The organism is Kitasatospora setae KM-6054 (genome assembly GCF_000269985.1).
GTDB classification, from domain to species: Bacteria; Actinomycetota; Actinomycetes; order Streptomycetales; family Streptomycetaceae; genus Kitasatospora; species Kitasatospora setae.
This window is the reverse complement of record NC_016109.1, coordinates 2,891,375-2,914,982: the sequence shown is the minus strand read 5'-3', so window position 1 is coordinate 2,914,982 and position 23,608 is coordinate 2,891,375. Positions and strand designations below refer to the sequence as shown.

Below are 23,608 nucleotides of genomic sequence, written 5' to 3'. Positions count from 1 at the left end.
GGCGGCGGCGGCACCGTGAGGGACACCCGAGAGAGTCGACTACTGCTGGTCCTGCTGGTGATGGTGGCCTTCGCCCTCATCACCGTGGACATCAAGGGCGGTGACGACTCACCGCTCGGCGGTGCCCGCCGGGCCGCCGCCTCCGTGCTCGGCCCGGTGGAGAACGCCGCGGCCGGCGCGGTCGACCCGGTGGCCGGCTACATCCGGGCGATCCGCGACGCCGGCACCCACCAGCAGCGCCTCGACCAGATCACCCGGGAGAACACCGAGCTGCGCCAGAAGCTCGCCTCCTCGGACGCCGCGGTCGGCCGCACCAAGCAGCTCGACGACATGCTGCGCACCGCCGGCGCCGGCGGCTACACGGTCAAGGCCGCCCAGGTGATCGCGATCGGCGCCGCCCAGGGCTTCTCCTGGACCATCACCATCGACGCCGGCAGCGACGACGGCCTGACCCGCGACATGACCGTCATCGACGGCCAGGGCCTGGTCGGCCGGATCACCACCGTCGCCCCGACCACCGCGACCGTGCTGCTCGCCTCCGACCCCGGCTTCACCGCCGGCGTCCGGCTGGAGGGCGGCGGCGAGATCGGCTTCGCGGCCGGCCAGGGCGCCTCCCCGATGCGGATCGAACTGCTCAACGGCCGGGCCCAGGTGAAGGCCGGCGACCGGCTGGTCACCTTCGGCTCGCAGAGCGGCCGCCCGTTCGTGCCCGGCGTGCCGGTCGGCACCGTCAAGGAGGTCCAGGCCACCCCCGGGCAGCTCACCAAGACCATCCTGGTCGAGCCGTACGTCCAGTTCACCCGGCTCGACCTGGTCGGCGTGGTGGTCGTCCCGCCGCGCACCGACCCGCGGGACGCCGTGCTGCCGCCGGTGCCCGCCGCGTCCGCCGGCGCCGCGGGCAACCCGCAGGCGCCGATCGCCGCCGTACCGCCGACCACCGGGGGGAACTGATGCCGCGCGTCAACCGGATCCTGCTGTCCGCCGTCCTGCTGGTGCTGGCCCTGGTGATCCAGGTCAGCGTCCTCGGCCGGCTCCAACTTCCCGGCGCCACCCCGGACCTGCTGATGCTGGTGGTGGTCGGCCTGGCCCTGGTCTACGGCCCGGCGGGCGGCTGCGCGGTCGGCTTCGCCGCCGGCCTGCTGGCCGACCTCGCCCCGCCCTCCGACCACGCGGTCGGCCGCTACGCCCTGGTGCTGTGCGTCGTCGGCTACGGCGCGGGACTGCTCAAGCCGGAGGGCGGCCGGCAGCGCTCGGCGCTCTCCGCGATCGGCGTGGTCGCGGTCGCCGCCGTGGTCTCCACCCTGCTGTACGCGACGGTCGGCGCCCTGGTCGGCGACACCGCCGCCCGGCACGTCGGCCTGACCGGCCTGGTCTTCAGCGCCCTGCTGTACGACGTGCTGCTGGCCCCGTTCACGGTGCCGCTGGTGATGCTGCTGGCCCGCCGCTTCGACGGCGACCGGGTGGTCAACGAGACGGTGCGCGGCGCGGACGGCGGCTCCGGCCTCGGCGCGCTGGCCCGCTACCGGACCACCCGCGAACCCTCCGCCAGCCCCTACAAGAAGAAGCGCGCGCTCGGCCTCGCCAAGCGCCCCTGAGCCGGGACGGAGTCCGCGCACGTGAGCAACATCCCCGAGACCGGCCGGACCCGCCGGGTGACCATCCGGCTGGTGGTCCTCCAGGTGCTGGTGCTGTCGCTGCTCGCCACCCTCGGCGGCCGGCTGTGGTACCTGCAGATCCGCAACGGCAAGGAGTTCACCGAGAAGGCCCAGGGCAACCACATCCGCGAGGTGGTCGAACCCGCCGTCCGCGGCGAGATCCTGGACGCCTCCGGCCGGATCCTGGCCGGCAACGAGACCAAGCTGGTGGTGTCGGTCTCCCGGACCGCGCTGCTCCAGCAGAAGGACCGCGGCAAGGCCGTGCTGACCCGGCTGGCCGACGTCCTCGGCGTCCCGGCCGACGAGGTCAAGAACAAGGTCCGGCTCTGCGACGCCAAGACGCCGCAGCCCTGCTGGAACGGCTCCCCGTACCAGCCGATCCCGGTCACCCAGCAGGCCACCACCCAGCAGGCGATGCAGATAATGGAACGCCGCGAGGACTTCCCCGGCGTCACCGCCCAGCCCACCGCGCTGCGCCGCTACACCAACGCCGAGGGCGCCAGCGCCGCCCAGATCCTCGGCTACCTCTCGCCGGTCACCGACGACGAGGTCACCAAGAGCGCCGACAAGGCGGGCCGGGAGCGCCGGCTGCCCTCCGACCAGGTCGGCCGGGCCGGCCTGGAGTCGGTCTACGACGACGACCTGCGCGGCACCACCGGCGTCGACCGGCTGGAGGTCGACAACCTCGGCCGGGTGATCGGCAGCGCCGGCAACACCCCCGCGCAGTCCGGCAACAACCTGGTCACCTCGATCGACGCCAAGGTGCAGAAGGTGGTCGAGGCCCAGCTCGCCCAGGCCATGGCCGACGCCCGCACGGTGTACGACAAGGAGAGCCACCGCAACTACATCGCCGACTCCGGCGCCGCCGTCGTGATGGACGTGCACACCGGCCGGATCGTGGCGATGGCCAGCGCCCCCACCTACGACCCCAACCTGTGGGTCGGCGGCATCTCCGCCAAGGACTACGAGTCGCTGAACAGCAAGGACTCCAACTACCCGCTGATCAACCGGGCCATACAGGGTCAGTCCGCCCCCGGCTCCACCTTCAAGGTGATCTCCACCACCGCCGCCGTGCAGGCCGGCTACGACCTCAACGGCCGCTACCCGTGCCCGAAGTCGCTGTACATCGGCGGCCGCGAGTTCAAGAACTTCGAGAGCGAGCAGTTCGGCGACATCACGCTGGAGAAGGCCCTGGAGGTCTCCTGCGACACCGTGTTCTACGGCCTGGCCTACGACCAGTGGATGAAGGACGGCGGCCTCAAGCCCAAGAAGGACGCCCAGGACTGGTTCTTCAAGAGCGCCCACGAGTTCGGCCTCGGCGCCAAGACCGGCGTCGACCTGCCCGGCGAGGTGGCCGGCCGGGTCCCCGACCGGCAGTGGAAGCAGGCGTACTACGACGCGATGAAGGACTCCTGGTGCGCCCAGGCCGCCAAGGGCGGCCACGAGTACGACGACGAGATCGCCCGCGAGAACTGCGCCGACGGCAACCAGATGCGCGCCGGTGACATGGTCAACTTCGCCATCGGCCAGGGCGACACCCTGGTCACCCCGCTCCAGATGGCCCGGATCTACGCGGCGCTCGCCAACGGCGGCACGCTCTACCGGCCCACCATCGGCAAGGCCGTGGTCAGCCCCGACGGCACCCTGGTGCGCGACATCGCCCCGCACGAGGACGGCAAGATCCCCGCCCAGGGCAAGCTGCTGGAGTACATCGACCAGGCCACCGCGGGCGTCATCACGGCCGGCACCGCCGCCTGGAAGTTCACCGGCGCCGGCTGGCCGCAGGGCAAGATCGAGCTGCACGCCAAGACCGGCACCGCCGAGGTCGCCGGCAAGCAGACCACCTCCTGGCTGACCACCTACAGCAACGACTACGCGGTGGTCATGACGATCAGCCAGGGCGGCACCGGCTCCGGCGGCTCCGGCGACTCCGTCCGCCGGATCTACCAGGCGCTGTACGGCGTCGACGACAAGGGCAACATCGACAACGCCAAGGCGCTGCTGCCCAAGCCGCAGGCCGAACTGCCCAAGTTCAACCCGGACGGCACCGCGATCGTCCCGACCTCCTTCGGCTACGAGCCGGGCGCCACCTTCCTGGACCCGGCCCCGCCGACCCGGGCCGACCAGCCGGCCGGCGTGCTGCTGGCCGCCGTCGAGCCCACCAGGACCGGCGGCTACGGAAGGGGACGGGCATGACCTCGTACGGCGATTCCTACCGCTCCTTCCGCTTCGGGCCCCCGCGGTCCTCGCTGGGGCGGGCGCTGGCCAAGGACTCACCGCTGCGGCGGCTCGACTGGATCATGATCCTGGCGGCGCTGGCGCTCTCGCTGATCGGCTCGCTGCTGGTCTGGTCGGCGACCCGCGGCCGGGACTCGCTGACCCACGGCGACCCGCAGTACTTCCTGTACCGGCACCTGACCAACCTGCTGATCGGCGTCGGCCTGTGCGCGGCGGTGGTCCTGCTCGGCACCCGCCGGCTGCGCACCGCGGTGCCGTTCATCTACCTGGCCGTGATCCTGCTGCTGTTCGCGGTGCTCAGCCCGCTCGGCTCGACCATCAACGGCGCGCACTCCTGGATCCAGTTCGGCGGCGGCTTCTCCATCCAGCCCGCCGAGTTCGCCAAACTGGCGATCGTGCTCGGGATGGCCGTGGTGCTCTCCGCCCGGGTCGACGCGGGCGAGCGGGAGTTCCCGCCCACCCGCAGCGTGCTGCAGTCACTGGGCGTCGCCGCCTTCCCGATGGCCGTGGTCATGCTGATGCCCGACCTCGGCTCGGTGATGGTCATGGTGGTCACCGTGCTGGGCGTGCTGATGGCCTCCGGCGCCGCCAACCGCTGGGTGATCGGCCTGCTGGCCGGCGGCACCGTCGGGGCGCTGGCGATCTGGAAGCTCGGCGTGCTCAGCCAGTACCAGATCGACCGCTTCGCGGCCTTCGCCAACCCGGCGCTCGACCCGTCCGGCGTCGGCTACAACACCGCGCAGGCCCGGATCGCGATCGGCTCCGGCGGCCTGACCGGCATGGGCCTGTTCCACGGCACCCAGACCACCGGCCAGTTCGTCCCCGAGCAGCAGACCGACTTCGTGTTCAGCGTGGCCGGCGAGGAACTCGGCTTCGCCGGCGGCCTGGTGATGATCGGCCTGCTCGGCGTCATCCTGTGGCGGGCCTGCCGGATAGCGCGCCAGGCCACCGACCTGTACGGGACGATCCTGGCGGCCGGCGCGGTCACCTGGTTCGCCTTCCAGGCCTTCGAGAACATCGGGATGAACCTCGGCATCATGCCGGTCGCCGGCATCCCGCTGCCGTTCGTCTCCTACGGCGGCTCCTCGATGTTCGCGGTCTGGATCGCGGTCGGCCTGCTGCAGTCGGTGCGCTCCCAGCGGCCGATAGGGGTCTAGCGCCGGGCCCGGCGCCCGGCAGACGCGTGGAAACAGTGACCCTCGGGGCTCGGCTACCCTGAAGGGTCACTGCTTTTTCTGCCGTAAAGGTCCTTGCGCATGACTGTCGAATCGGTCTTCCCACGCCTGGAGGCCCTCCTCCCGCACGTCCAGAAGCCGATCCAGTACGTCGGCGGCGAGCTCAACTCGACCGTCAAGGACTGGGACGCCTGTGACGTCCGGTGGGCCCTGATGTACCCCGACGCCTACGAGGTCGGCCTGCCCAACCAGGGCACCATGATCCTGTACGAGGTGCTGAACGAGCGCGAGGGCGTGCTCGCCGAGCGCAGCTACAGCGTCTGGCCCGACCTGGAAGCGCTGATGCGCGAGCACGGCGTCCCGCAGTTCACGGTGGACGCGCACCGGCCGATCAAGGCGTTCGACGTGTTCGGCCTGTCGTTCTCCACCGAGCTCGGCTACACCAACATGCTGACCGCGCTCGACCTGGCCGGCATCCCGCTGAACGCCGCCGACCGCACCGTGGACGACCCGGTCGTCCTCGCGGGCGGCCACGCCGCGTTCAACCCGGAGCCGATCGCCGACTTCATCGACGCCGCCGTGATCGGCGACGGCGAGCAGGCCGTGCTGGACATCACCGACATCGTCCGGGCCTGGAAGGCCGAGGGCCGCCCCGGCGGCCGCGACGAGCTGCTGCTGCGGCTGGCGAAGACCGGCGGGGTGTACATCCCGCGGTTCTACGACGTCGAGTACCTGGCCGACGGCCGGATCGGGCGCGTCGTCCCGAACCGCCCCGGCGTGCCGTGGCGGGTCTCCAAGCACACCGTGATGGACCTCGACGAGTGGCCCTACCCCAAGCAGCCGCTGGTCCCGCTCGCCGAGACCGTGCACGAGCGGATGTCGGTGGAGATCTTCCGCGGCTGCACCCGCGGCTGCCGCTTTTGCCAGGCCGGCATGATCACGCGCCCCGTGCGGGAGCGAAGCATCACCGGCATCGGCGAGATGGTCGAGAAGGGCCTGAAGGCCACCGGCTTCGAGGAGGTCGGCCTGCTCTCGCTGTCCTCCGCGGACCACTCCGAGATCGCCGACATCACCAAGGGCCTGGCCGACCGCTACGCCGAGGACAAGGTCGGCCTCTCGCTGCCCTCCACCCGGGTCGACGCCTTCAACATCGACCTGGCCAACGAGCTGTCCCGCAACGGCCGCCGCTCCGGTCTCACCTTCGCCCCCGAGGGCGGCTCCGAGCGGATCCGCAAGGTCATCAACAAGATGGTCTCCGAAGAGGACCTGATCAACACGGTGGCCGCCGCGTACGGCAACGGCTGGCGCCAGGTGAAGCTGTACTTCATGTGCGGCCTGCCCACCGAGACCGACGAGGACGTGCTGCAGATCGGCACCATGGCGAAGAACGTCATCGCCAAGGGCCGCGAGGTCACCGGCACCAACGACGTCCGCTGCACGGTCTCGATCGGAGGCTTCGTCCCCAAGCCGCACACCCCGTTCCAGTGGGCCCCGCAGCTGTCCGCCGAGGCCACCGACGAGCGGCTGACCAAGCTGCGAGACTCGATCCGCGGCGACCGCAAGTTCGGCAAGAACATCGGCTTCCGCTACCACGACGGCAAGCCCGGCATCATCGAGGGCCTGCTCTCCCGCGGCGACCGCCGGATCGGCGCCGTCATCCGGGCCGTCTACGAGGACGGCGGCCGCTTCGACGGCTGGCGCGAGCACTTCTCGTACGACCGCTGGATCGCCTCCGCCGAGAAGGGCCTGGCCGGCACCGGCGTCGACGTCGACTGGTACACCACCCGCGAGCGCACCTACGAGGAGGTGCTGCCCTGGGACCACCTGGACAGCGGCCTCGACAAGGACTGGCTCTGGGAGGACTGGCAGGACGCGCTGGAGGAGGTCGAGGTCGAGGACTGCCGCTGGACCCCGTGCTTCGACTGCGGCGTCTGCCCGCAGATGGACACCCACATCCAGGTCGGCCCGACCGGCAAGAAGCTGCTCCCGCTGAGCGTCGTCAACAACTGACGCCGGTTCACCCGAAGGGCCCCGCCGCGACCGCGCGGCGGGGCCCTTCGGCATCGGCCGTCCGGTCGTGTTTTGACTGCGGCTTCTGCTTCCAGAACGCAAGGCAAATCCGGCTCTGGGGCGGACCTTCCGCACTGGCACTACGATCTGCTGATCGGTCCACGGGGGACGCGCGGGGGAGTGAGCATGGCACAGCAGGGGCAGCAGGGGCAGGGGTGCCTGGTCGCGGTGGTGCGGCCGGTGGTGGTGGCGGTGGTGGTGCCGCTGCGGCTGCTGTGGGAGCTGGTGCTGCTGGTCGCCCGGGGGATCGGCTGGGTGGTCGACAAGGTGCTGCTGTGGCCGCTGCGGCTGCTCTGGCGGTACGTGCTGCGGCCGCTGCTGAAGTGGCTGGTCGTCATGCCGCTGCGCTGGCTGTGGCGGTACGTGCTGGAGCCGGTGCTCGGCTTCCTGTGGAACTACGTGCTGGAGCCGGCCTGGAACGGGATGGCCGCCGTCGCCCGCGGCTTCGGCAAGGTGGTCGCCTGGCTCGGGTACCACCTGGTCGCGGTGCCGCTGCGGGCGCTCTGGCACTGGGTGCTGGTGCCGCTCGGCAAGGCGTTCTACCACGGGCTGTGGCGGCCGGTGCTGTTCCCGGTGCTGCGCGCGCTGTGGCTGGCGTTCCGCTGGGCCTGGCGGATCGGCGGCCGGATCTGGCGCTTCACCGTCCTCGCCCCGTGCCGCTGGGTGCGCCGGAGCGTCTGGTGGCCCGTCAAGGCGGAGATCCGCCGGGTGGCCCGGGAGGTACGGCGGACGCTGTTCGGCTGACGCACCGCGTACCCTTGGGGGGACAAGGTCCGGCCGGAGCCGCACGCGGTGCGCGGCCGGACGGGGACCACTGACGAAGGACTGAGCCCCCTGGCACGCCGCACGCCCGACGGTCCGCCGCCCGCGCCGACGGTGCAGCGCATCCGTCTCCGCTACACCAAGCGCGGCCGTCTGCGCTTCACCAGCCACCGGGACTTCCAGCGGGCGTTCGAGCGCGCGCTCCGCCGCTCGGCCGTCCCGATGGCCTACTCCGCGGGCTTCACCCCGCACCCCAAGGTCTCGTACGCCAACGCCGCCCCCACCGGCACCGCGAGCGAGGCCGAGTACCTGGAGATCGGCCTCGCCGAGCACCGCGACCCCGAGGCGCTCCGCCGCCAGCTGGACGAGTCGCTGCCGCCCGGCCTGGACATCACCGAGGCCGTCGAGGTCGCCACGAGCAACTTCGTGGAGCGCCTGGAAGCCTCCGAGTGGCTGCTGCGCCTGCCCGGCGTGGAGCCCGCGGAGGCCGAGCGGGCCGCCGCCGCGTTCCTGGCCGCCGAGGCGGTCGAGGTCCAGCGGATGACCAAGAACGGCCTGCGCACCTTCGACGCGCGCTCCGCCGTCGCCGCGGTGGAAATCGTCCCGGAGGGCTCCGCCCTGGTCGGGATCGGTGACAACACGGCCACGGACGGTGCGGACGATGTTCGGACGGGCACTCCCTGTGCGATACTGCGCCTGGTAGTACGACACGCCACACCCGCCGTACGACCCGACGACGTATTGTCCGGCCTCCGTTCGACGGCCGACCTCGCGCCGCCGGTCCCCGCAGAGGTGACCAGGCTGGCGCAGGGGCCGCTCGACGAGCAGACCGGCACGGTGACCGACCCGCTGGCGCTCGACCGCGCCGCGGCCGAGGTCGGCCGGTAGGCCGCCCCGCCGCGCGCAACCGCCGTCCGCCGAGTGGGCGGGAGCGCAGGCACGGAGAGAACTCCGGGCCTGCGGCTCCCCGGCCCCCGCGGCTCCCCAGGGGAGCGAGCGTCGTCGCGCGCAGGCCCGGCCACCCCCTCGGCCAGGCCGTTGAAAACTGAGAAGACTGGTCAGACCAGAAGACTTTTCGCCGCACCGCGCCCCGCGGTGGGCGAGCGAGACTACGAGCCCCTGTGCGGCCTCACGTCCGCACGACGGCACCGTGGGAGCCGGACCGCCCGAAGCGGCCGTCCGGCTGGTGAAAGCGGTGGAGCGTCGTGCCCGGACGCGGAGCCCGGGGGCCTGACGGGAGACACACCCGCATGCTCGAAAACACCGAACCGCAGCCCGCTGCGGCCGACAGCAACGACAACAGCGCCGCCGACGGCGCCTCCGCGGCCCCGCCGCGGCGCCGGCGCCGGGCGGTCTCCCGCCCGGCCGGCTCCCCGCAGGGGGCCGTGAGCGAGACCGCCGAGACCGTGGTCGCGGCCGCACCCGCCGCCGAGCCGGCGGCCGCGGTGGCCGCTCCGGTAGCCGCTCCGGCCGCCGAGGCGTTCGTCGAGGCGGCGCCCGAGAAGCCGGTCCGCGCCCGGCGCGCCCGCAAGCGCGTCGAGTCCCCGGCCGGTGCGCCGGAGGCGCCCGCCGCGGTCGAGCCGTCGGCCGCACCCGCCGCCGAGTCGGCTGCCGTCGAGCCGGTCGCCGCCGAGCCGGCTGCCGAGGAGAAGCCGGTGCGGGCCCGTCGGACCCGCAAGCGGGCGTCCGCGCCCGTGCAGTCGCCGGTGGTGGCCGAGGAGCCCGCCGCCGAGCCCGAGCCCGAGCCCGAGGCCGCTGTCGAGGCCGAGGCCGTCGCGGAGCCGGCTGCCGCCGAGCCGGTCGCCGAGGAGAAGCCGGTGCGGGCCCGTCGGACCCGCAAGCGGGCGTCCGCGCCCGTGCAGTCGCCGGTGGTGGCCGAGGAGGCCGCCGCCGAGCCCGAGCCCGCCGTCGAGGAGGAGCCGGAGGCCGAGGTCGAGGCCGTCGCGGAGCCCGAGCCGGTCGTCGAGGCCGAGCCGCCGCGCGCCCGCCGCCGGGCTGTCCGCCCGTCCACCGCGATCTTCCAGGCGCCGGTCTTCCAGGAGCCCGCGCCCTACACCGCCCCCGCGCCCGCCGCGAAGGCCGCCGAGCCGACTCCGGCCGCCGCGAAGGCCGCGGCCAAGGCCGCCGAGCCGGAGGCGCCCGCCGCGCCCGCCGAGGACGAGTTCGAGTACAGCGGCGTCGGCCGCCGCCGGGTCCGCACCGCGGTGCGGGTCCAGCAGTCGGCCAAGCCCGCCCGGGCCGCCCAGCAGGCCGCCAAGGCCGCTCCGCAGCCCGCCGCCCCGGCCGCGCCCGCCGTCGAGGCCCCCGCCGAGGCCGAGGCGCCCGCCGCCGCCCCCGAGCAGGACGCCGAGTGGGAGGACGACCGCCCGTCCCGCCGCCGCCGTCGCGGTGGCCGCCGCCGCCGTCGCGGTGACGCCGAGGACGCCCCGGAAGCGGTCGAGGCCGACACCGCCGAGACCGAGGCCGAGGACGCGCACGACGAGGACGCCGAGGGCCACGACGAGGCCGAGGACGAGCACGAGGACGACCTGGCCGCCGGCCTGTCCTCCTCGCGCCGCCGTCGCCGTCGCCGCCGCCGCTCCGGCGAGGGCGGTGCCGAGCAGCCCGAGACCACCGAGGACGGCGTGCGCACCGTGGTGAAGGTGCGCGAGCCGCGCCGCCGCTCCGCCGAGCCCGCGTTCGACCCGGACGAGGTGCAGTCGATCAAGGGCTCCACCCGTCTGGAGGCCAAGAAGCAGCGCCGCCGCGAGGGCCGCGAGCTGGGCCGCCGCCGCGTCCCGATCATCACCGAGGCCGAGTTCCTGGCCCGCCGCGAGTCGGTCGAGCGGGTCATGGTGGTCCGCCAGAACGGCGCCCGCACCCAGATCGGCGTGCTGGAGGACGGGGTGCTGGTCGAGCACTACGTCAACAAGGAGCAGGCCACCTCGTACGTCGGCAACGTGTACCTGGGCAAGGTGCAGAACGTGCTGCCGTCGATGGAGGCCGCGTTCGTCGACATCGGCAAGGGCCGCAACGCCGTGCTGTACGCGGGCGAGGTCAACTTCGGCGCGCTCGGCGGCCACGGCGGCTCGCGCCGGATCGAGTCGGTGCTGAAGTCCGGCCAGTCCGTGCTGGTGCAGGTCTCCAAGGACCCGATCGGCCACAAGGGCGCCCGGCTGACCAGCCAGATCTCGCTGCCCGGCCGCTACCTGGTGTACGTGCCCGAGGGCTCGATGACCGGCATCTCCCGCAAGCTGCCGGAGAACGAGCGGACCCGCCTCAAGCAGATCCTCAAGAAGATCGTCCCGGACGACGCGGGCGTGATCGTGCGCACCGCCGCCGAGGGCGCCTCCGAGGAGGAGCTCACCCGCGACGTCCAGCGCCTCCAGCAGCAGTGGGAGGAGATCCAGAAGAAGGCCGCCACCGGCAACGCCCCGGCGCTGCTCTACGGCGAGCCCGACATGACCGTCCGGGTCGTCCGCGACATCTTCAACGAGGACTTCACCAAGGTCATCGTCAGCGGCACCGACGCCTGGAACACCATCCACGACTACGTCTCCAACGTCGCCCCCGACCTCACCGAGCGCCTGCAGCGGTGGACCTCGGACGTCGACGTGTTCGCCACCTACCGGATCGACGAGCAGCTGATGAAGGCGCTGGACCGCAAGGTCTGGCTGCCCTCCGGCGGCTCGCTGGTGATCGACCGGACCGAGGCGATGATCGTCGTCGACGTCAACACCGGCAAGTTCGTCGGCCAGGGCGGCAACCTCGAAGAGACCGTCACCCGCAACAACATCGAGGCGGCCGAGGAGATCGTCCGCCAGCTGCGGCTGCGCGACCTCGGCGGCATCATCGTGATCGACTTCATCGACATGGTGCTGGAGTCCAACCGGGACCTCGTGCTGCGCCGCCTGCTGGAGTGCCTGGGCCGCGACCGCACCAAGCACCAGGTCGCCGAGGTCACCTCGCTCGGCCTGGTCCAGATGACCCGCAAGCGGGTCGGCCAGGGCCTGCTGGAGTCCTTCTCCGAGCCCTGCGTGCACTGCAACGGCCGCGGCGTGATCGTCCACATGGACCAGCCCAGCCACAGCCACAACCACAACCACGGCGCCCCGCAGAACACGGCCGCCGCCGGCACCGGCGAGGGCGGCGGCAAGCGCCGCCGCCGGGGCCGCGGCGGGGCCGGGAACGCGGAGGCCGACGCGGTCGGGGCCGAGGGCACCGAGACGGCCGAGACGACGGAGGCCGCCGAGGCGGCCGCCGCCGAGATCGAGGCGGTCGAGGCCGCGGTCGAGGCCGTCGCCGAGCTGGAGCAGGCCGTCGCGGACCTGGAGATCGTCGAGGAGGACGCCGTCGAGGCGGTCGCCGAGGCGGTGGCCGTCGCGGTCGAGGCCGCGGAGCCGGTGGCCGCTCCGGTCGCCGCGGAGCAGGCCGGCCAGGCCGAGACCCCGTCGGCCGCGCCCGCGGCGGGCGGCCGCACCCGGCGCCGCGCGGTGCGCAAGGCGACCGCTCCGGCCGGGTCGGCCGGCGAGGCCGAGATCGTCGTCCTGCAGGCCCGTGCCGAGGCCGCGATGGAGGCCGCGCTGAGCGCCGCCGCCGAGAAGTCGGCCGCCGAGGCCGCCGAGGCCGCCGAGACCGCCGAGACCGAGGCTGTCACGGAGGCCGTCGCGGAGGCGGAGCCGGCCGCGGAGGTCGCCGTCGAGGCCGAGGCCGAGCAGCCCGCCGAGGCCGTCGCCGAGGCGGCCGCGCCGAAGAAGCGGGCCCCGCGCAAGACCGCGACCAAGACCGCCGCCGCCAAGAAGGCGGCGCCGGCCAAGGCGGCGGCGAAGAAGACCGCGGTCAAGAAGGCCGTGGCGGAGAAGGCCCCGGCGGAGAAGACCGCCGCCCCGGCCGCCAAGAAGACCGCCGCGCGCAAGACCGCCACCAAGCGGACCAGCACGGCGGCGAAGAAGGCCGCGGCCGCCGAGGGCGACGGCGCCGCGGAGTGAGTCCGAAGGGGGCCGGGAGCACCGCCGAGGCGGCGCTCCCGGCCCCCTCGCACGTCCCGGTTTGTCTTCGGATGGACTGGTCCGTATTCTTGACCCTCGGCGTGTTGACGCCATGCTCCAGAGCACCTCACCTCCCGGGTGGACGTCGGTTCCGGCGTCTGACGGGGGAGGCCCGCTTGTGTCCATACCCAGGCGGCTGGCATCCGGAGTTCCGACCGAGTTAGGAAAGCAGGTACCGCATGTACGCGATCGTTCGCGCCGGCGGCCGCCAGCACAAGGTCGCCGTCGGCGACGTGCTGGAGATCGACCGCATCGACGCCAAGCCGGGTGACTCGGTCGAGCTCTCGACCATCCTCGTCGTCGACGGTGAGTCCATCACCTCCGACCCGTGGGTGCTCGGCGGCGTGAAGGCTCACGCCGAGGTCGTCGACCAGACCAAGGGCGACAAGATCGTCATCCTGCGCTACAAGAACAAGACCGGCTACCGCCGTCGTCAGGGCCACCGCCAGAAGCACACCGCGGTGCGCATCACCAGCATCGACTCGGTCAGCAAGTAACAACTTCCTGCGGTCTTTCCTAGAAAGGGGATAGCCAGATGGCACACAAGAAGGGTGCGAGTTCCACTCGCAACGGTCGTGACTCGAACGCCCAGCGCCTCGGCGTGAAGCGCTTCGGCGGCCAGGTCGTCTCCGCCGGCGAGATCATCGTCCGCCAGCGCGGCACCCACTTCCACCCGGGCGCCAACGTCGGCCGTGGTGGCGACGACACCCTCTTCGCGCTGACCGCCGGTGCCGTGCAGTTCGGCAACCGTCGCGGCCGCAAGGTCGTCAACATCGTGGCCGTCGAGGCCTGAGTCCGTACAGACTCGCTGTGAAGGGTGGGCCGGGATGATCCGGGCCCACCCTTCCGCTTTACCGCAGGACAACCTCATTTCTTCGCACGGGAGGCACCCCTCATGACCACCTTCGTGGACCGCGTCGAACTGCACGTCGCCGCGGGTAACGGAGGCCATGGCTGCGCCTCCGTGCACCGGGAGAAGTTCAAGCCGCTGGGCGGCCCCGACGGGGGCAACGGCGGCGAGGGCGGCTCGGTGATCCTGGTCGTCGACTCGCAGGTCACCACGCTGCTGGAGTACCACCACTCGCCCAAGCGCAAGGCCACCAACGGCAAGCCCGGCGCCGGCGGCCACCGCACCGGCGCGCTCGGCCCGGACATCGTGCTGCCGGTGCCGGACGGCACCGTGGTGCTGGACCGCCAGGGCAACGTGCTGGCCGACCTGGTCGGCCACGGCACCAGCTTCGTCGCCGCCCAGGGCGGCCGCGGCGGCCTCGGCAACGCCGCGCTGGCCTCCGCCCGCCGCAAGGCCCCCGGCTTCGCGCTGCTCGGCGAGCCCGGCGAGGCCCGCGACATCGTGATGGAGCTGAAGTCCGTCGCCGACGTCGCGCTGGTCGGCTACCCGAGCGCCGGCAAGTCCTCGCTGATCTCGGTGCTCTCCGCCGCGAAGCCGAAGATCGCCGACTACCCGTTCACCACCCTGGTCCCCAACCTCGGCGTGGTCACCGCCGGCGAGACCGTCTACACGATCGCCGACGTGCCCGGCCTGATCCCCGGCGCCAGCCAGGGCCGCGGCCTGGGCCTGGAGTTCCTGCGGCACGTCGAGCGCTGCGAGGTGCTGGTGCACGTGCTGGACTGCGCCACCCTGGAGCCGGGCCGCGACCCGCTCACCGACCTGGAGACCATCGAGGACGAACTCGCCCAGTACGGCGGCCTGGAGGACCGGCCGCGACTGGTCGCGCTCAACAAGGTCGACGTCCCGGACGGCCAGGACATCGCCGACCTGACCCGCGCCTCGCTGGAGGAGCGCGGCTACCGCGTCTTCGAGGTCTCCGCGCTCGCCCACAAGGGCCTGCGCGAACTCTCCTTCGCGCTGGCCGAGATCGTCTCCGCCGCGCGCGCCGCCAAGCCCGTCGAGGAGAGCACCCGGATCGTCCTGCGGCCCACCGCCGTCGACGACGCCGGCTTCACCATCGAGGAGGAGGACGGCGCGTACCGGATCCGCGGCGGCAAGCCCGAGCGCTGGGTCCGGCAGACCGACTTCGCCAACGACGAGGCCGTCGGCTACCTCGCCGACCGGCTCGCCCGGCTCGGCGTCGAGCAGCAGCTGTGGAAGATCGGCGCCAAGGAGGGCGACACCGTCATCATCGGCCCCGACGAGAACGCCGTCGTCTTCGACTGGGAGCCCACCATGGCGGCCGGCGCGGAGATGCTCGGCCGCCGCGGCGAGGACCACCGGATGGAGACCCAGCGCCCCGCCGTCGACCGCCGCCGCGAGCGGCAGCGCGGGCGGGACGCCGCGGAGCAGGAGTACCTGGACTTCGAGGCGCTCTCCTCGGGCCGCGAGGAGCTCGACGAGTAGGACCTCCGGCCGGGGCGCGGGACGGTCGCGCGGCTGTCGCGGCGCGGGACGGTCGCCGGGCGGTTGCGGCGCGGGGCGTTCGAGGCACGGCAGGGGCGCGGACTTCACGGTCCGCGCCCCTGCGCGCGTCCCGGCGTCCGGCGGCGTCTCACACCTCGTCGCGATTTCCTGAGCCGCAATCCGGCTCGCTAGATTGCGGACGTACACAGGGCGTGCACGGGCTCCTCGGAAAGGTCGGACTGATGGTGGATCAGTTGCTCCGCGAGGAGGTCGTCTCGGCGCGGCGGGTCGTGGTGAAGGTCGGCTCGTCCTCGCTGACCACCGCCGCCGGCGGACTGGACGCGGACCGGGTCGACGCCCTGGTCGACGCGCTGGCCAAGCTGCGGGCCCGGAAGGACGCGCCGGAGGTCGTACTGGTCTCCTCCGGTGCGATCGCGGCCGGCCTGGCCCCGCTCGGACTGGCCAAGCGGCCCAAGGACCTGGCCCGCCAGCAGGCCGCCGCCAGCGTCGGCCAGGGCCTGCTGGTGGCCCGCTACACCGCCTCCTTCGCCCGCTACGGGGTGCGGGTCGGCCAGGTGCTGCTCACCGCCGAGGACGCCAGCCGCCGGGCCCACTACCGCAACGCGTACCGGACCCTGGACCAGCTGCTGACGATGGGCGCGATGCCGATCGTCAACGAGAACGACACCGTCGCCACCGCCGAGATCAAGTTCGGCGACAACGACCGGCTGGCCGCACTGGTCGCCCACCTGGTGCGGGCCGACCTGCTGGTGCTGCTCTCCGACGTGGACGGCCTGTACGACGGCGACCCGGCCAAGCCCGGCAGCAGCCGGATCGAGGTGGTGCGCGGACCCGAGGACCTCGCCGGCGTGGAGATCGGCAGCGCCGGCAAGGCCGGCGTCGGCACCGGCGGCATGGTCACCAAGGTCGAGGCGGCCCGGATCGCCACCGGCGCGGGCATCCCGGTGGTGCTGACCGCCGCCAGCCAGGCCGCCGACGCGCTGGCCGGCCGCCCCACCGGCACGCTGTTCCTGCGCACCGGCAGCCGCTCCGCCGACCGGCTGCTCTGGCTGGAGCACGCCTCCTCCCCGCGCGGCACGCTGACCCTGGACGACGGCGCGGTGGCGGCCGTCGTGCACGGTGGGAAGTCCCTGCTGCCGGCCGGGGTGACCCGGGTCGAAGGGGAGTTCGCCGCGGGCGATCCGGTCGACCTTCTTGGCGAAAACGGTCACATCGTCGCCCGCGGACTGGTCAACTTTGATGCGAGGGAGTTGCCCCGTCTGCTCGGCCGGTCCACCCGAGAACTGGCCCAGGAGCTCGGCGCCGCGTACGAACGCGAGGTCGTCCACCGCGACGACCTGGTCGTGCTGCGCGGCTGAGCACGAGCTGCGGGGCCGGTACGGGGGGTGGGAGCAGCGGGCCGGGGGGCCCGCGCGACACGCTGAATGGGAGGCCGCCGGTGGTTCGCAGGCGGGAGGAAGCGCTGCCGGGGCAGAGGCCCGAGCGGCGGCTCACCAGCATCGAGGGCGGCCGGGGCGCTGAGCGGGGCGTCGAGCGTGGCGCTGAGCGAGACGTCGAGCGGGACGTCGAGCCGGACGTCGAGCGGCGTGGCCCGCAGGAGGCTGCTGCCGGAGCGGTGGTCGGGCGCGAGCAGGCCCGGATGTGGCACGTGGTGCTGAGCGTGGCCGGGGCCGCGACACCACTGCCCGAACTGCGGACCGCACTGGAGAAGCTGGCCCACGACCACTCGTTCTTCCTGACCGCCCGGTACGCCACCGACCACGCCGAGGTCCGCTACTGGGAGGAGGCCCGCGACCTGCACGACGCGGCGGCGATCGCGCTGCGGCTGTGGGGCGAGCACAAGGCCAGCGCGAAGCTCCCGGCCTGGGAGATCGTCGGCCTGGAGGTGGTGGACCGTCCGACGTACCACCAGCGGGTCGCCGAGGGCTTCGGCGATCCGCCGCCGCAGCTCGGCGGGGTGCACCCGTACTGAGCCGCCGGGCGCGGGCGCGGTGTGTTCCGGTCTCTTCCGGTGGGTTCCGGCGTGTTTCGGCGCGGACGTCTCAGCGGGCGAAATGCGGGGCGGGGAACGGGGGGCGGCTCGCTAGGCTTGGCGGCATGAGCGACCTCACCGCCACCGCCGACAGCCCCGTCCTCGCCGCCGCGCGCCGTGCCCGGGAGGCGGCCGCCGCCCTGGCGCCAGTGCCGCGCTCGGTGAAGGACGCCGCGCTGCTGGCGATCGCGGACGCGCTGGTCGAGCGGTCCGCCGAGATCACCGCCGCCAACGCGGAGGACGTCGAGCGGGCCCGGGCGGCCGGTACCGCCGAGTCGGTGATCGACCGGCTGACGCTCACCGCGGAGCGGATCGCCGCGATCGCCGCCGACGTCCGCAGCGTGGTCGGCCTCCCCGACCCGGTGGGCGAGGTGGTCCGCGGCTACACCCTGCCGAACGGCCTCGACGTGCGCCAGGTCCGCGTCCCGCTGGGCGTGGTCGGCATCATCTACGAGGCCCGGCCGAACGTCACGGTGGACGCCGCCGCGCTCTGCCTGAAGTCCGGCAACGCGGTGCTGCTGCGCGGCTCGGGCTCGGCCTACCGCTCCAACACCGCGCTGGTGGAGGTGCTGCGCGCGGCGGTCGCCGGCGCGGGCCTGCCGGCCGACGCGATCCAGCTGGTGCCGGGCGAGAGCCGCGAGTCGGTGCAGGAGCTGATGCGCGCCCGCGGCCTGGTCGACGTGCTGATCCCGCGCGGCGGCGCCTCGCTGATCCGCACCGTGGTCGAGGGCTCGACCGTCCCGGTGATCGAGACCGGCACCGGCAACTGCCACGTGTACGTGGACGCCCAGGCCGACCTGGCGATGGCCGTCGGCGTGCTGCTGAACTCCAAGGCGCAGCGGGTCAGCGTCTGCAACTCCGCCGAGACCCTGCTGGTGCACCAGGACGTCGCGGACGCCTTCCTGCCGCTCGCGCTGGCCGCGCTGGCGGAGGCCGGCGTCACCGTGCACGGCGACGACGCGGTGCTCAAGGCCGCCGAGGGCACCGGGGTGACGGCCGTCCCGGCGACCGAGGAGGACTGGGAGACCGAGTACCTCTCGCTCGACCTGGCCGCCGCGGTGGTCCCCTCGCTGGAGGCCGCGGTCGAGCACATCCGCCGCTACTCCTCCGGCCACACCGAGGCGATCGTCACCGGCTCGCAGCCCGCCGCCCGCCGCTTCACCCAGCTCGTCGACTCCACCACGGTCGCGGTCAACGCCTCCACCCGGTTCACCGACGGCGGCGAGTTCGGCTTCGGCGCGGAGATCGGCATCTCCACCCAGAAGCTGCACGCCCGCGGCCCGATGGGCCTGCCGGAGCTGACCAGCACCAAGTACATCGTCACCGGCGACGGGCACGTGCGCGGCGAGGCCCGGCAGACCGTCGGGGGCTGACGGTTTCGTTCGGCTCGGCTCGGCTCGGTTCCGCTGGGCCGAGCCGAGCTGGGCGCGGCTCCTTGAGCGCGGTCCGCGCGGCCGAATGCGGTAGCCCGTCCGGACCCGATCGGCCCGACCCACAGACAAACGCCCCGGCCGGTAATACATTGAATCCGTGGCTGAGGATGTGGGGGGCTCGCCGTACTCCGACGGCGCCGACCACGGTGATGCGGACGACGAGTTCGCCACCGTGGTTTTTGACGAGAGCTTCGTCCGCTCCGCCGCCGTGCACGAGCCGAGCGCCCGGGAGCGGCAACTCGCCGCCGCCGAGGCCCGGTTCGAGCCGGAACAGGCCGGAGCGACCCGGGGCTACGAGTTCACCGCGGGCAACGACGCGCTGCCGTTGGAGCTGCGCCCGCTGCCCGGCGGACTGGACGAGGACCGCTTCTACCCCGACCCGTGGTCGGGCGGCGACCGGCAGGAACGGCGCACCCGCCGCTCCCGGGGCCGCGCCTTCGACCCGCTGCGCGGCGGCGGCGTCGCCCAGCAGCGCTGGCACCGGCCGGTGGCCTGGGTGCTGGCGCTGGTGATGGGCGTCGGCCTGGTCGCGCTGTCGGTCGCCGCCGTCTACCGGGGCGTCGGCGGGGCCGCGCCGGAGTCACCGGCCCGGCCGACCAGCGGCAGCAGCAGCCAGGGCGGCAGCGGCGGTGGCGCACCGGTGGAGAGCAGTCCGTCCGCGATGCCCGCGCAGTCGCCCGCGGTGGCCGTCGTCTCCGTCGGCTGAGGGTCGGCGGGGTCGCCGGGGCCGCCAGGGCCGGCGGCCTGCGGCTGACGGGCCGGCGGTGCCGGTCGGCCCCGGTCGGCTCCTGCGGTGCCCTGCGGTGATCCGGGGCGCTCCGTGCCGCTTCGCGCCCCCGTCACGCACCGTCGCGCGCTCGTTACCCGCGCACCCTCGTCGTGGGCGGTCGGCGAGTCTACCCTGGTGTCATGGGTGACCCGCGCGAGCCTCCTGGGGGCACGCCCGAGGGTGGTTCCAGCGACAACGATGACGAGTTCCGGTCCGTCGTCTTCGACGAATCGTTCGTCCGTGCTGCCCGGATCCAGGAGCTGTCCGCGCAGGAGCGGTTGGCCGGCGCCCTGGGGCGGGCCACCCGGCCGCGCGGCTGGGGCCGGCTGGCGATGCCCCGGCCGGCCCTCGCCCTGCTGCTGGTGGTCGTGCTCGCGTTCGCCGCGGCCGTCTACTTCGGGATCAGCGCCCCGCGCGGCCAGGTCGTCCAGCCCAGCGGCACCCAGCTGACCGTCAGCCTGACCCCGCTCGCCCCCGCCGGCACGGTCACCGCGGCCGCTGACCACGCCGCCCCGTTCGCCGGGCTGCCCGCCGGGTACGCCGACGGCTCCGCCGGGTTCGGGCTGCCGGCCGCGACCGCCACCGCGCACTTCACCGGCTCCCAGGTGCAGCGGGCACTGGACTCCGTCCAGCAGTACCTGGTGCTCTCCGAGCTGGCCCCGGCCACCCTGACCGCCAACGAGACCGCGCAGGTCCGCAAGCTGCTCACGGCCGGCGAGCTCGCCCAGTACGACGACAGTACGAACGCGCCCCGCGACGACCAGCACCACGCCGCCACCGGCTGGATGGTCCGCTTCGACCCCGGGCAGGTGGCCCTGGCCACCGACACCGTCAGGACCGCCGGCAGCGTGCACGTCGGCGAACTCGACGCCGACACCCTCGAACTCACCACCGACCACACCCTGGTGTACGCGCTGCGCCCGGCCGGCACCACCAGCGACCCGGCGGTCACCCTGTACGCGGTGCGCCGGGCGGTGCGCGTCGACGTCAGCCGCGCCGACCTGGACGCCGGCCGGCTGCGGGTGGTCGACGCGGCCGTGCAGGCCGGGCCCAGCCCCTGCACGGCCGGGCAGACCGACTACCTGCAGCCGCTGCTGGCGACCACGGCGGGCGTCCGCCCGAGCAGCCCGCCGGCCGTCGACCCGACCGACCACGGCCGGCCGGCCTGGCAGACCTGCGGGGTGCTCGGGGCGATCGCCGGCTGAGCCGGGGCGGCCGGGCGGGGGCGCGGGCGGTCGTTTCCGGTGGTCGGACCGTCCGGTCAGTCCTGGGTGTCGCCGTTCTTGCCGCCGTCACTGTCACCGCTGCCGTTGCCGCTGCCGTTGCTCCGGCCGGCGCCGGTGAAGGTGTCGCGGAGCTTGCCGCCGACCGTGCCGACGCCGTTGCCCAGGTCGCGGAGCAGGCCCATCAGCGGGTCCTTGCTGTCCTTCACCGACTGCGAGTACGACTCGGCGGCGGCCTTCCACTGCGCGCTGACCGAGGCGTCCGGGTCGTCGCCGCGGCGCGGGTACGCCCCGGCCAGGATCGAGCGGTACTCCTCGCTCTCCGCCCACTTCTTCAGCTGCGACACCCGCACCACCGCGAACGGGTGCGACTGCGGCAGCACCTGGAGCAGCTTCAGCACGCTGTCCCGCAGGTCGCCGGCCCGGTCGTACTCGGCGGCCTGCTCCAGGAACGCGTCCACGTTCATCTCGGCCATGTGCGCGCCGCCGGCCAGCTTCATCAGCGCCCGCATCGACGCCTGCAGGTCCTGGCCGGCCAGCAGGCCGGCCCGGTCGCTGGACAGCTCGGCCTTGCGGAACCACTCCTTGAGCGCGGTGATCAGCGCCATGATCGCCAGGTTGCCCAGCGGTATCCAGGCCACCCGGGTCGCCAGGTTGGTGAGGATCAGCAGCATCGTCTGGTAGACGGCGTGCCCCGACATCGCGTGACCGACCTCGTGGCCGATCACCGCGCGCAGCTCCTCCTCGTCCATCAGCTCGACCAGGCCGGTGGTGACCACGATCACCGGGGTCTCCATGCCGATGCAGTACGCGTTGACCTTCGGGTCCTGCGAGACGTACAGGTCCGGGACCTTCTCCAGGTCGAGGACGTACGCGGCGTCCCGCACCATGTCGTACAGCTCCGGGAACTGACGCTCCGACGTCTTGACCGCGGTGGCCAGGAACATCAGGCGCACGCTGCGCTCCGACACCAGACCGGCCAGCTTCTTCAGGACGTCGTCGAAGCCGCTGAGCTTGCGCATCGCCACCAGCCCGGAGCGGTCCGCCGGGTGCTCCCAGGCCCGGGTGGAGATCTCCGGGAAGCGCTGGCGCCGGCGGCTCGGTGCGGAACCCTTGGTCATGTCGGTCATTGAGTACCTCTCCTGGATCGACGCCGGCACCGGCCTCCCCGGCCGGCCCCCGCTGCTTTCCACTTCAACGTCGCTGTGTACGTACTCGTCCCCGCGGTCACGCTACGCCGTCCGGACCGGCCGGGGGAGGGGCCGGGGCGCTTCCCCGGGGCCCGCCCCGCAGCCCGTTCCGCGCACCGCTCCGCAGCCCGTTCCGCGCACCGCCCGGACGCCCCGGGGGTGCCGGGCGGGCGCGGCGGTAAACGGGACTACCCTGGCACTGCCGTACCGAACAAGGAGCCCGTGATGTCCCCTGCCGCCCTGGTCCAGCTCGCCGGACCGATCTCCAGCGAGGACGGCCCCGGTCTGTTCCTGCGGATCATCCTGATCGCCTCCTTCGTCGGAGTCGGTCTGATGGTCTGGGCCCTGGCCCGGGCGAGCCGGGACGGCGCCAAGCGCGACGCGGCGCGCGCCGCCACCCGCGAGGCCGAGCGGACCGGGCAGGCCGGGCGCACGGCGGCCGACGACCTGGGCTGACCCCTTGCCGGGGCCGGTTCCCGGGCCGGAACCCGGAGCCGCCGACGCGCGGCCGGCCGGCCCGACGCTCACGAGGGGTCAGACGCGGTGGGCCGCCGCGCGGTTGCGTGTCAGCCCCCCGTACGATGAGCGCGCGGGCCGCACGGTCCGTGACCGCCTGGTCCTCACCGAGCCGAGAAGGTCCCGCAGACCATGACCACTGCCGCCCTGCCCGCCATCGCCCGCCTCGCCGAGGAAGGCGGCAACCACGACAGCCTCAACCCCCTGCTGACGGGTGGCTCGGCGCTGTTCATCCTGCTGCTCCTGCTGTTCATCACCACCCGCTTCAACCGCGACCGCTGATCCGGCGGCCGACCCGGCCGTCCCGCCGCACCGCCGCCCCGTCCGCTGAGTAGCCGCGGCCCGGGGCGGCGGTGCGTGGTGCTCGGTGGGTGGCGCGCGGTGCTCTGTTCACGGTCCGCGGGTACCGGTGGGCCCGGGGCCGTCGACGGGGAATCCCCCGGGACATCCGGGTCGCGTAAGGTGTGGCGCCATGAGAGAGCAGGTCGAGACCTCCGGGACGAACGTGGCGCCGGGCACCTCCGCACCGGGCGAGGGTTCGCGCAGGCGACGGCTGGGCGTGATGGGCGGCACCTTCGACCCCATCCACCACGGGCACCTGGTCGCCGCGAGCGAGGTGGCGAGCGCCTTCCAACTGGACGAGGTGGTCTTCGTCCCCACCGGCCAGCCCTGGCAGAAGTCCGACCGGCAGGTCTCGCCGGCCGAGGACCGCTACCTGATGACGGTGATCGCCACCGCGGAGAACCCCCAGTTCTCGGTCAGCCGGATCGACATCGACCGCGACGGCCCCACCTACACCGTGGACACGCTGCGCGACCTGCGCAGCCTCCACCCCGACGCCGAGCTCTTCTTCATCACCGGCGCCGACGCCCTCGCCCAGATCATCTCCTGGCGCTCCTCCGAGGAACTCTTCGACCTCGCGCACTTCATCGGCTGCACCAGGCCGGGCCATACTCTCTCCGACACCGGCCTGCCGGTCGGCGGCGTCTCGCTCGTCGAGGTGCCCGCGCTCGCCATCTCCTCCACCGACTGCCGGGTGCGCGTCGCCAAGGGCGAACCCATCTGGTACCTGGTGCCGGACGGCGTGGTCCGATACATCCACAAGCGGGCGCTGTACGCGTCGGCCCGGCCTTGATGCCCC

At 73.4% G+C, this 23,608-nt stretch carries 20 protein-coding genes; 19 read left to right on the top strand and 1 reads right to left on the bottom strand.

Going from position 1 to position 23,608, the window contains the following annotated elements; all coding sequences use genetic code 11:
* The first annotated feature begins 15 nt into the window (after positions 1–15).
* The 16 genes from mreC to KSE_RS12760 all read left to right on the top strand — a co-directional run bounded on the left by mreC (position 16) and on the right by KSE_RS12760 (position 20,743).
* Positions 16–951 carry a rod shape-determining protein MreC gene (gene mreC / locus KSE_RS12835; RefSeq protein ID WP_014135741.1) on the top strand — a complete coding sequence of 312 codons (936 nt, stop codon included), beginning with the start codon at positions 16–18 and terminating at the stop codon, positions 949–951.
* A complete protein-coding gene (mreD, locus tag KSE_RS12830; RefSeq protein WP_014135740.1) occupies positions 951–1,595 on the top strand; it encodes a rod shape-determining protein MreD in 645 nt (214 codons plus the stop codon). Before mreC ends, mreD begins: the two co-directional genes overlap by 1 nt.
* Positions 1,596–1,616: 21 nt before the next feature.
* Entirely contained in the window at positions 1,617–3,851 is a 2,235-nt protein-coding gene (gene mrdA / locus KSE_RS12825; RefSeq protein WP_014135739.1) for a penicillin-binding protein 2, read from the top strand.
* On the top strand, positions 3,848–5,050 hold the full coding sequence (gene rodA / locus KSE_RS12820) for a rod shape-determining protein RodA (RefSeq protein ID WP_014135738.1): 1,203 nt from the start codon (positions 3,848–3,850) through the stop codon (positions 5,048–5,050). Before mrdA ends, rodA begins: the two co-directional genes overlap by 4 nt.
* 99 nt (positions 5,051–5,149) lie before the next feature.
* Positions 5,150–7,078, top strand: a complete 1,929-nt coding sequence (locus KSE_RS12815; RefSeq protein WP_014135737.1) for a TIGR03960 family B12-binding radical SAM protein — start codon at positions 5,150–5,152, stop codon at positions 7,076–7,078.
* A 186-nt stretch (positions 7,079–7,264) separates the two neighbouring features.
* The gene (locus tag KSE_RS12810; RefSeq protein ID WP_014135736.1) at positions 7,265–7,882 is read left to right on the top strand and encodes a hypothetical protein; all 618 of its coding nucleotides are present in this window, start codon (positions 7,265–7,267) and stop codon (positions 7,880–7,882) included.
* Between the two features lie 132 nt (positions 7,883–8,014).
* Positions 8,015–8,788, top strand: a complete 774-nt coding sequence (locus KSE_RS12805) for a TIGR03936 family radical SAM-associated protein (RefSeq protein ID WP_014135735.1) — start codon at positions 8,015–8,017, stop codon at positions 8,786–8,788.
* A gap of 362 nt (positions 8,789–9,150) precedes the next feature.
* On the top strand, positions 9,151–12,867 hold the full coding sequence (locus KSE_RS12800; RefSeq protein ID WP_014135734.1) for an Rne/Rng family ribonuclease: 3,717 nt from the start codon (positions 9,151–9,153) through the stop codon (positions 12,865–12,867).
* 239 nt (positions 12,868–13,106) lie between these two features.
* Positions 13,107–13,424: a 50S ribosomal protein L21 gene (rplU, locus tag KSE_RS12795; RefSeq protein WP_014135733.1), complete on the top strand. Its 318-nt coding sequence runs from the start codon at positions 13,107–13,109 to the stop codon at positions 13,422–13,424.
* Positions 13,425–13,462: 38 nt separating this feature from the next.
* Positions 13,463–13,720, top strand: coding sequence for a 50S ribosomal protein L27 (rpmA, locus tag KSE_RS12790; RefSeq protein WP_014135732.1), 258 nt, complete (start codon positions 13,463–13,465; stop codon positions 13,718–13,720).
* Positions 13,721–13,822: 102 nt separating this feature from the next.
* Positions 13,823–15,283, top strand: coding sequence for a GTPase ObgE (obgE, locus tag KSE_RS12785; RefSeq protein WP_014135731.1), 1,461 nt, complete (start codon positions 13,823–13,825; stop codon positions 15,281–15,283).
* A gap of 242 nt (positions 15,284–15,525) precedes the next feature.
* Positions 15,526–16,662: a glutamate 5-kinase gene (gene proB, locus KSE_RS12780; protein ID WP_014135730.1), complete on the top strand. Its 1,137-nt coding sequence runs from the start codon at positions 15,526–15,528 to the stop codon at positions 16,660–16,662.
* Positions 16,663–16,742: 80 nt separating this feature from the next.
* Complete coding sequence (locus tag KSE_RS12775; RefSeq protein ID WP_014135729.1) at positions 16,743–17,276, top strand: hypothetical protein; 534 nt, start codon at positions 16,743–16,745, stop codon at positions 17,274–17,276.
* A gap of 125 nt (positions 17,277–17,401) precedes the next feature.
* On the top strand, positions 17,402–18,709 hold the full coding sequence (locus tag KSE_RS12770) for a glutamate-5-semialdehyde dehydrogenase (RefSeq protein WP_014135728.1): 1,308 nt from the start codon (positions 17,402–17,404) through the stop codon (positions 18,707–18,709).
* 157 nt (positions 18,710–18,866) lie between these two features.
* Positions 18,867–19,475, top strand: a complete 609-nt coding sequence (locus KSE_RS12765; protein WP_081539393.1) for an SCO2584 family spore wall biosynthesis protein — start codon at positions 18,867–18,869, stop codon at positions 19,473–19,475.
* A gap of 203 nt (positions 19,476–19,678) precedes the next feature.
* Positions 19,679–20,743, top strand: a complete 1,065-nt coding sequence (locus KSE_RS12760) for an SCO2583 family membrane protein (RefSeq protein ID WP_014135726.1) — start codon at positions 19,679–19,681, stop codon at positions 20,741–20,743.
* 56 nt (positions 20,744–20,799) lie between these two features.
* Here the strand turns inward: KSE_RS12760 and KSE_RS12755 are convergent, their stop codons facing one another.
* The gene (locus KSE_RS12755; protein WP_014135725.1) at positions 20,800–21,891 is read right to left on the bottom strand and encodes a M48 family metallopeptidase; all 1,092 of its coding nucleotides are present in this window, start codon (positions 21,889–21,891) and stop codon (positions 20,800–20,802) included.
* 285 nt (positions 21,892–22,176) lie between these two features.
* Here KSE_RS12755 and KSE_RS12750 point away from each other — a divergent pair, with 285 nt between their 5' ends.
* The 3 genes from KSE_RS12750 to nadD all read left to right on the top strand — a co-directional run bounded on the left by KSE_RS12750 (position 22,177) and on the right by nadD (position 23,602).
* Positions 22,177–22,407: a hypothetical protein gene (locus tag KSE_RS12750; protein ID WP_033258262.1), complete on the top strand. Its 231-nt coding sequence runs from the start codon at positions 22,177–22,179 to the stop codon at positions 22,405–22,407.
* A 192-nt stretch (positions 22,408–22,599) separates the two neighbouring features.
* Positions 22,600–22,749, top strand: coding sequence for a hypothetical protein (locus KSE_RS43365; protein ID WP_014135723.1), 150 nt, complete (start codon positions 22,600–22,602; stop codon positions 22,747–22,749).
* Between the two features lie 190 nt (positions 22,750–22,939).
* Positions 22,940–23,602: a nicotinate-nucleotide adenylyltransferase gene (gene nadD / locus KSE_RS12745; RefSeq protein ID WP_014135722.1), complete on the top strand. Its 663-nt coding sequence runs from the start codon at positions 22,940–22,942 to the stop codon at positions 23,600–23,602.
* Positions 23,603–23,608 lie beyond the last annotated feature (6 nt).

Coding starts and splice junctions, on each gene's coding strand:
- rpmA (WP_014135732.1), top strand. CDS start 13,463: ATGGCACACAAGAAGGGTGCGAGTTCCACTCGCAACGGTCGTGACTCG.
- nadD (WP_014135722.1), top strand. CDS start 22,940: ATGAGAGAGCAGGTCGAGACCTCCGGGACGAACGTGGCGCCGGGCACC.
- mreD (WP_014135740.1), top strand. CDS start 951: ATGCCGCGCGTCAACCGGATCCTGCTGTCCGCCGTCCTGCTGGTGCTG.
- proB (WP_014135730.1), top strand. CDS start 15,526: ATGGTGGATCAGTTGCTCCGCGAGGAGGTCGTCTCGGCGCGGCGGGTC.
- rplU (WP_014135733.1), top strand. CDS start 13,107: ATGTACGCGATCGTTCGCGCCGGCGGCCGCCAGCACAAGGTCGCCGTC.
- KSE_RS12755 (WP_014135725.1), bottom strand. CDS start 21,891: ATGACCGACATGACCAAGGGTTCCGCACCGAGCCGCCGGCGCCAGCGC.
- KSE_RS43365 (WP_014135723.1), top strand. CDS start 22,600: ATGACCACTGCCGCCCTGCCCGCCATCGCCCGCCTCGCCGAGGAAGGC.
- obgE (WP_014135731.1), top strand. CDS start 13,823: ATGACCACCTTCGTGGACCGCGTCGAACTGCACGTCGCCGCGGGTAAC.
- KSE_RS12750 (WP_033258262.1), top strand. CDS start 22,177: ATGTCCCCTGCCGCCCTGGTCCAGCTCGCCGGACCGATCTCCAGCGAG.
- rodA (WP_014135738.1), top strand. CDS start 3,848: ATGACCTCGTACGGCGATTCCTACCGCTCCTTCCGCTTCGGGCCCCCG.
- KSE_RS12815 (WP_014135737.1), top strand. CDS start 5,150: ATGACTGTCGAATCGGTCTTCCCACGCCTGGAGGCCCTCCTCCCGCAC.
- KSE_RS12810 (WP_014135736.1), top strand. CDS start 7,265: ATGGCACAGCAGGGGCAGCAGGGGCAGGGGTGCCTGGTCGCGGTGGTG.
- KSE_RS12770 (WP_014135728.1), top strand. CDS start 17,402: ATGAGCGACCTCACCGCCACCGCCGACAGCCCCGTCCTCGCCGCCGCG.
- KSE_RS12760 (WP_014135726.1), top strand. CDS start 19,679: ATGGGTGACCCGCGCGAGCCTCCTGGGGGCACGCCCGAGGGTGGTTCC.
- KSE_RS12800 (WP_014135734.1), top strand. CDS start 9,151: ATGCTCGAAAACACCGAACCGCAGCCCGCTGCGGCCGACAGCAACGAC.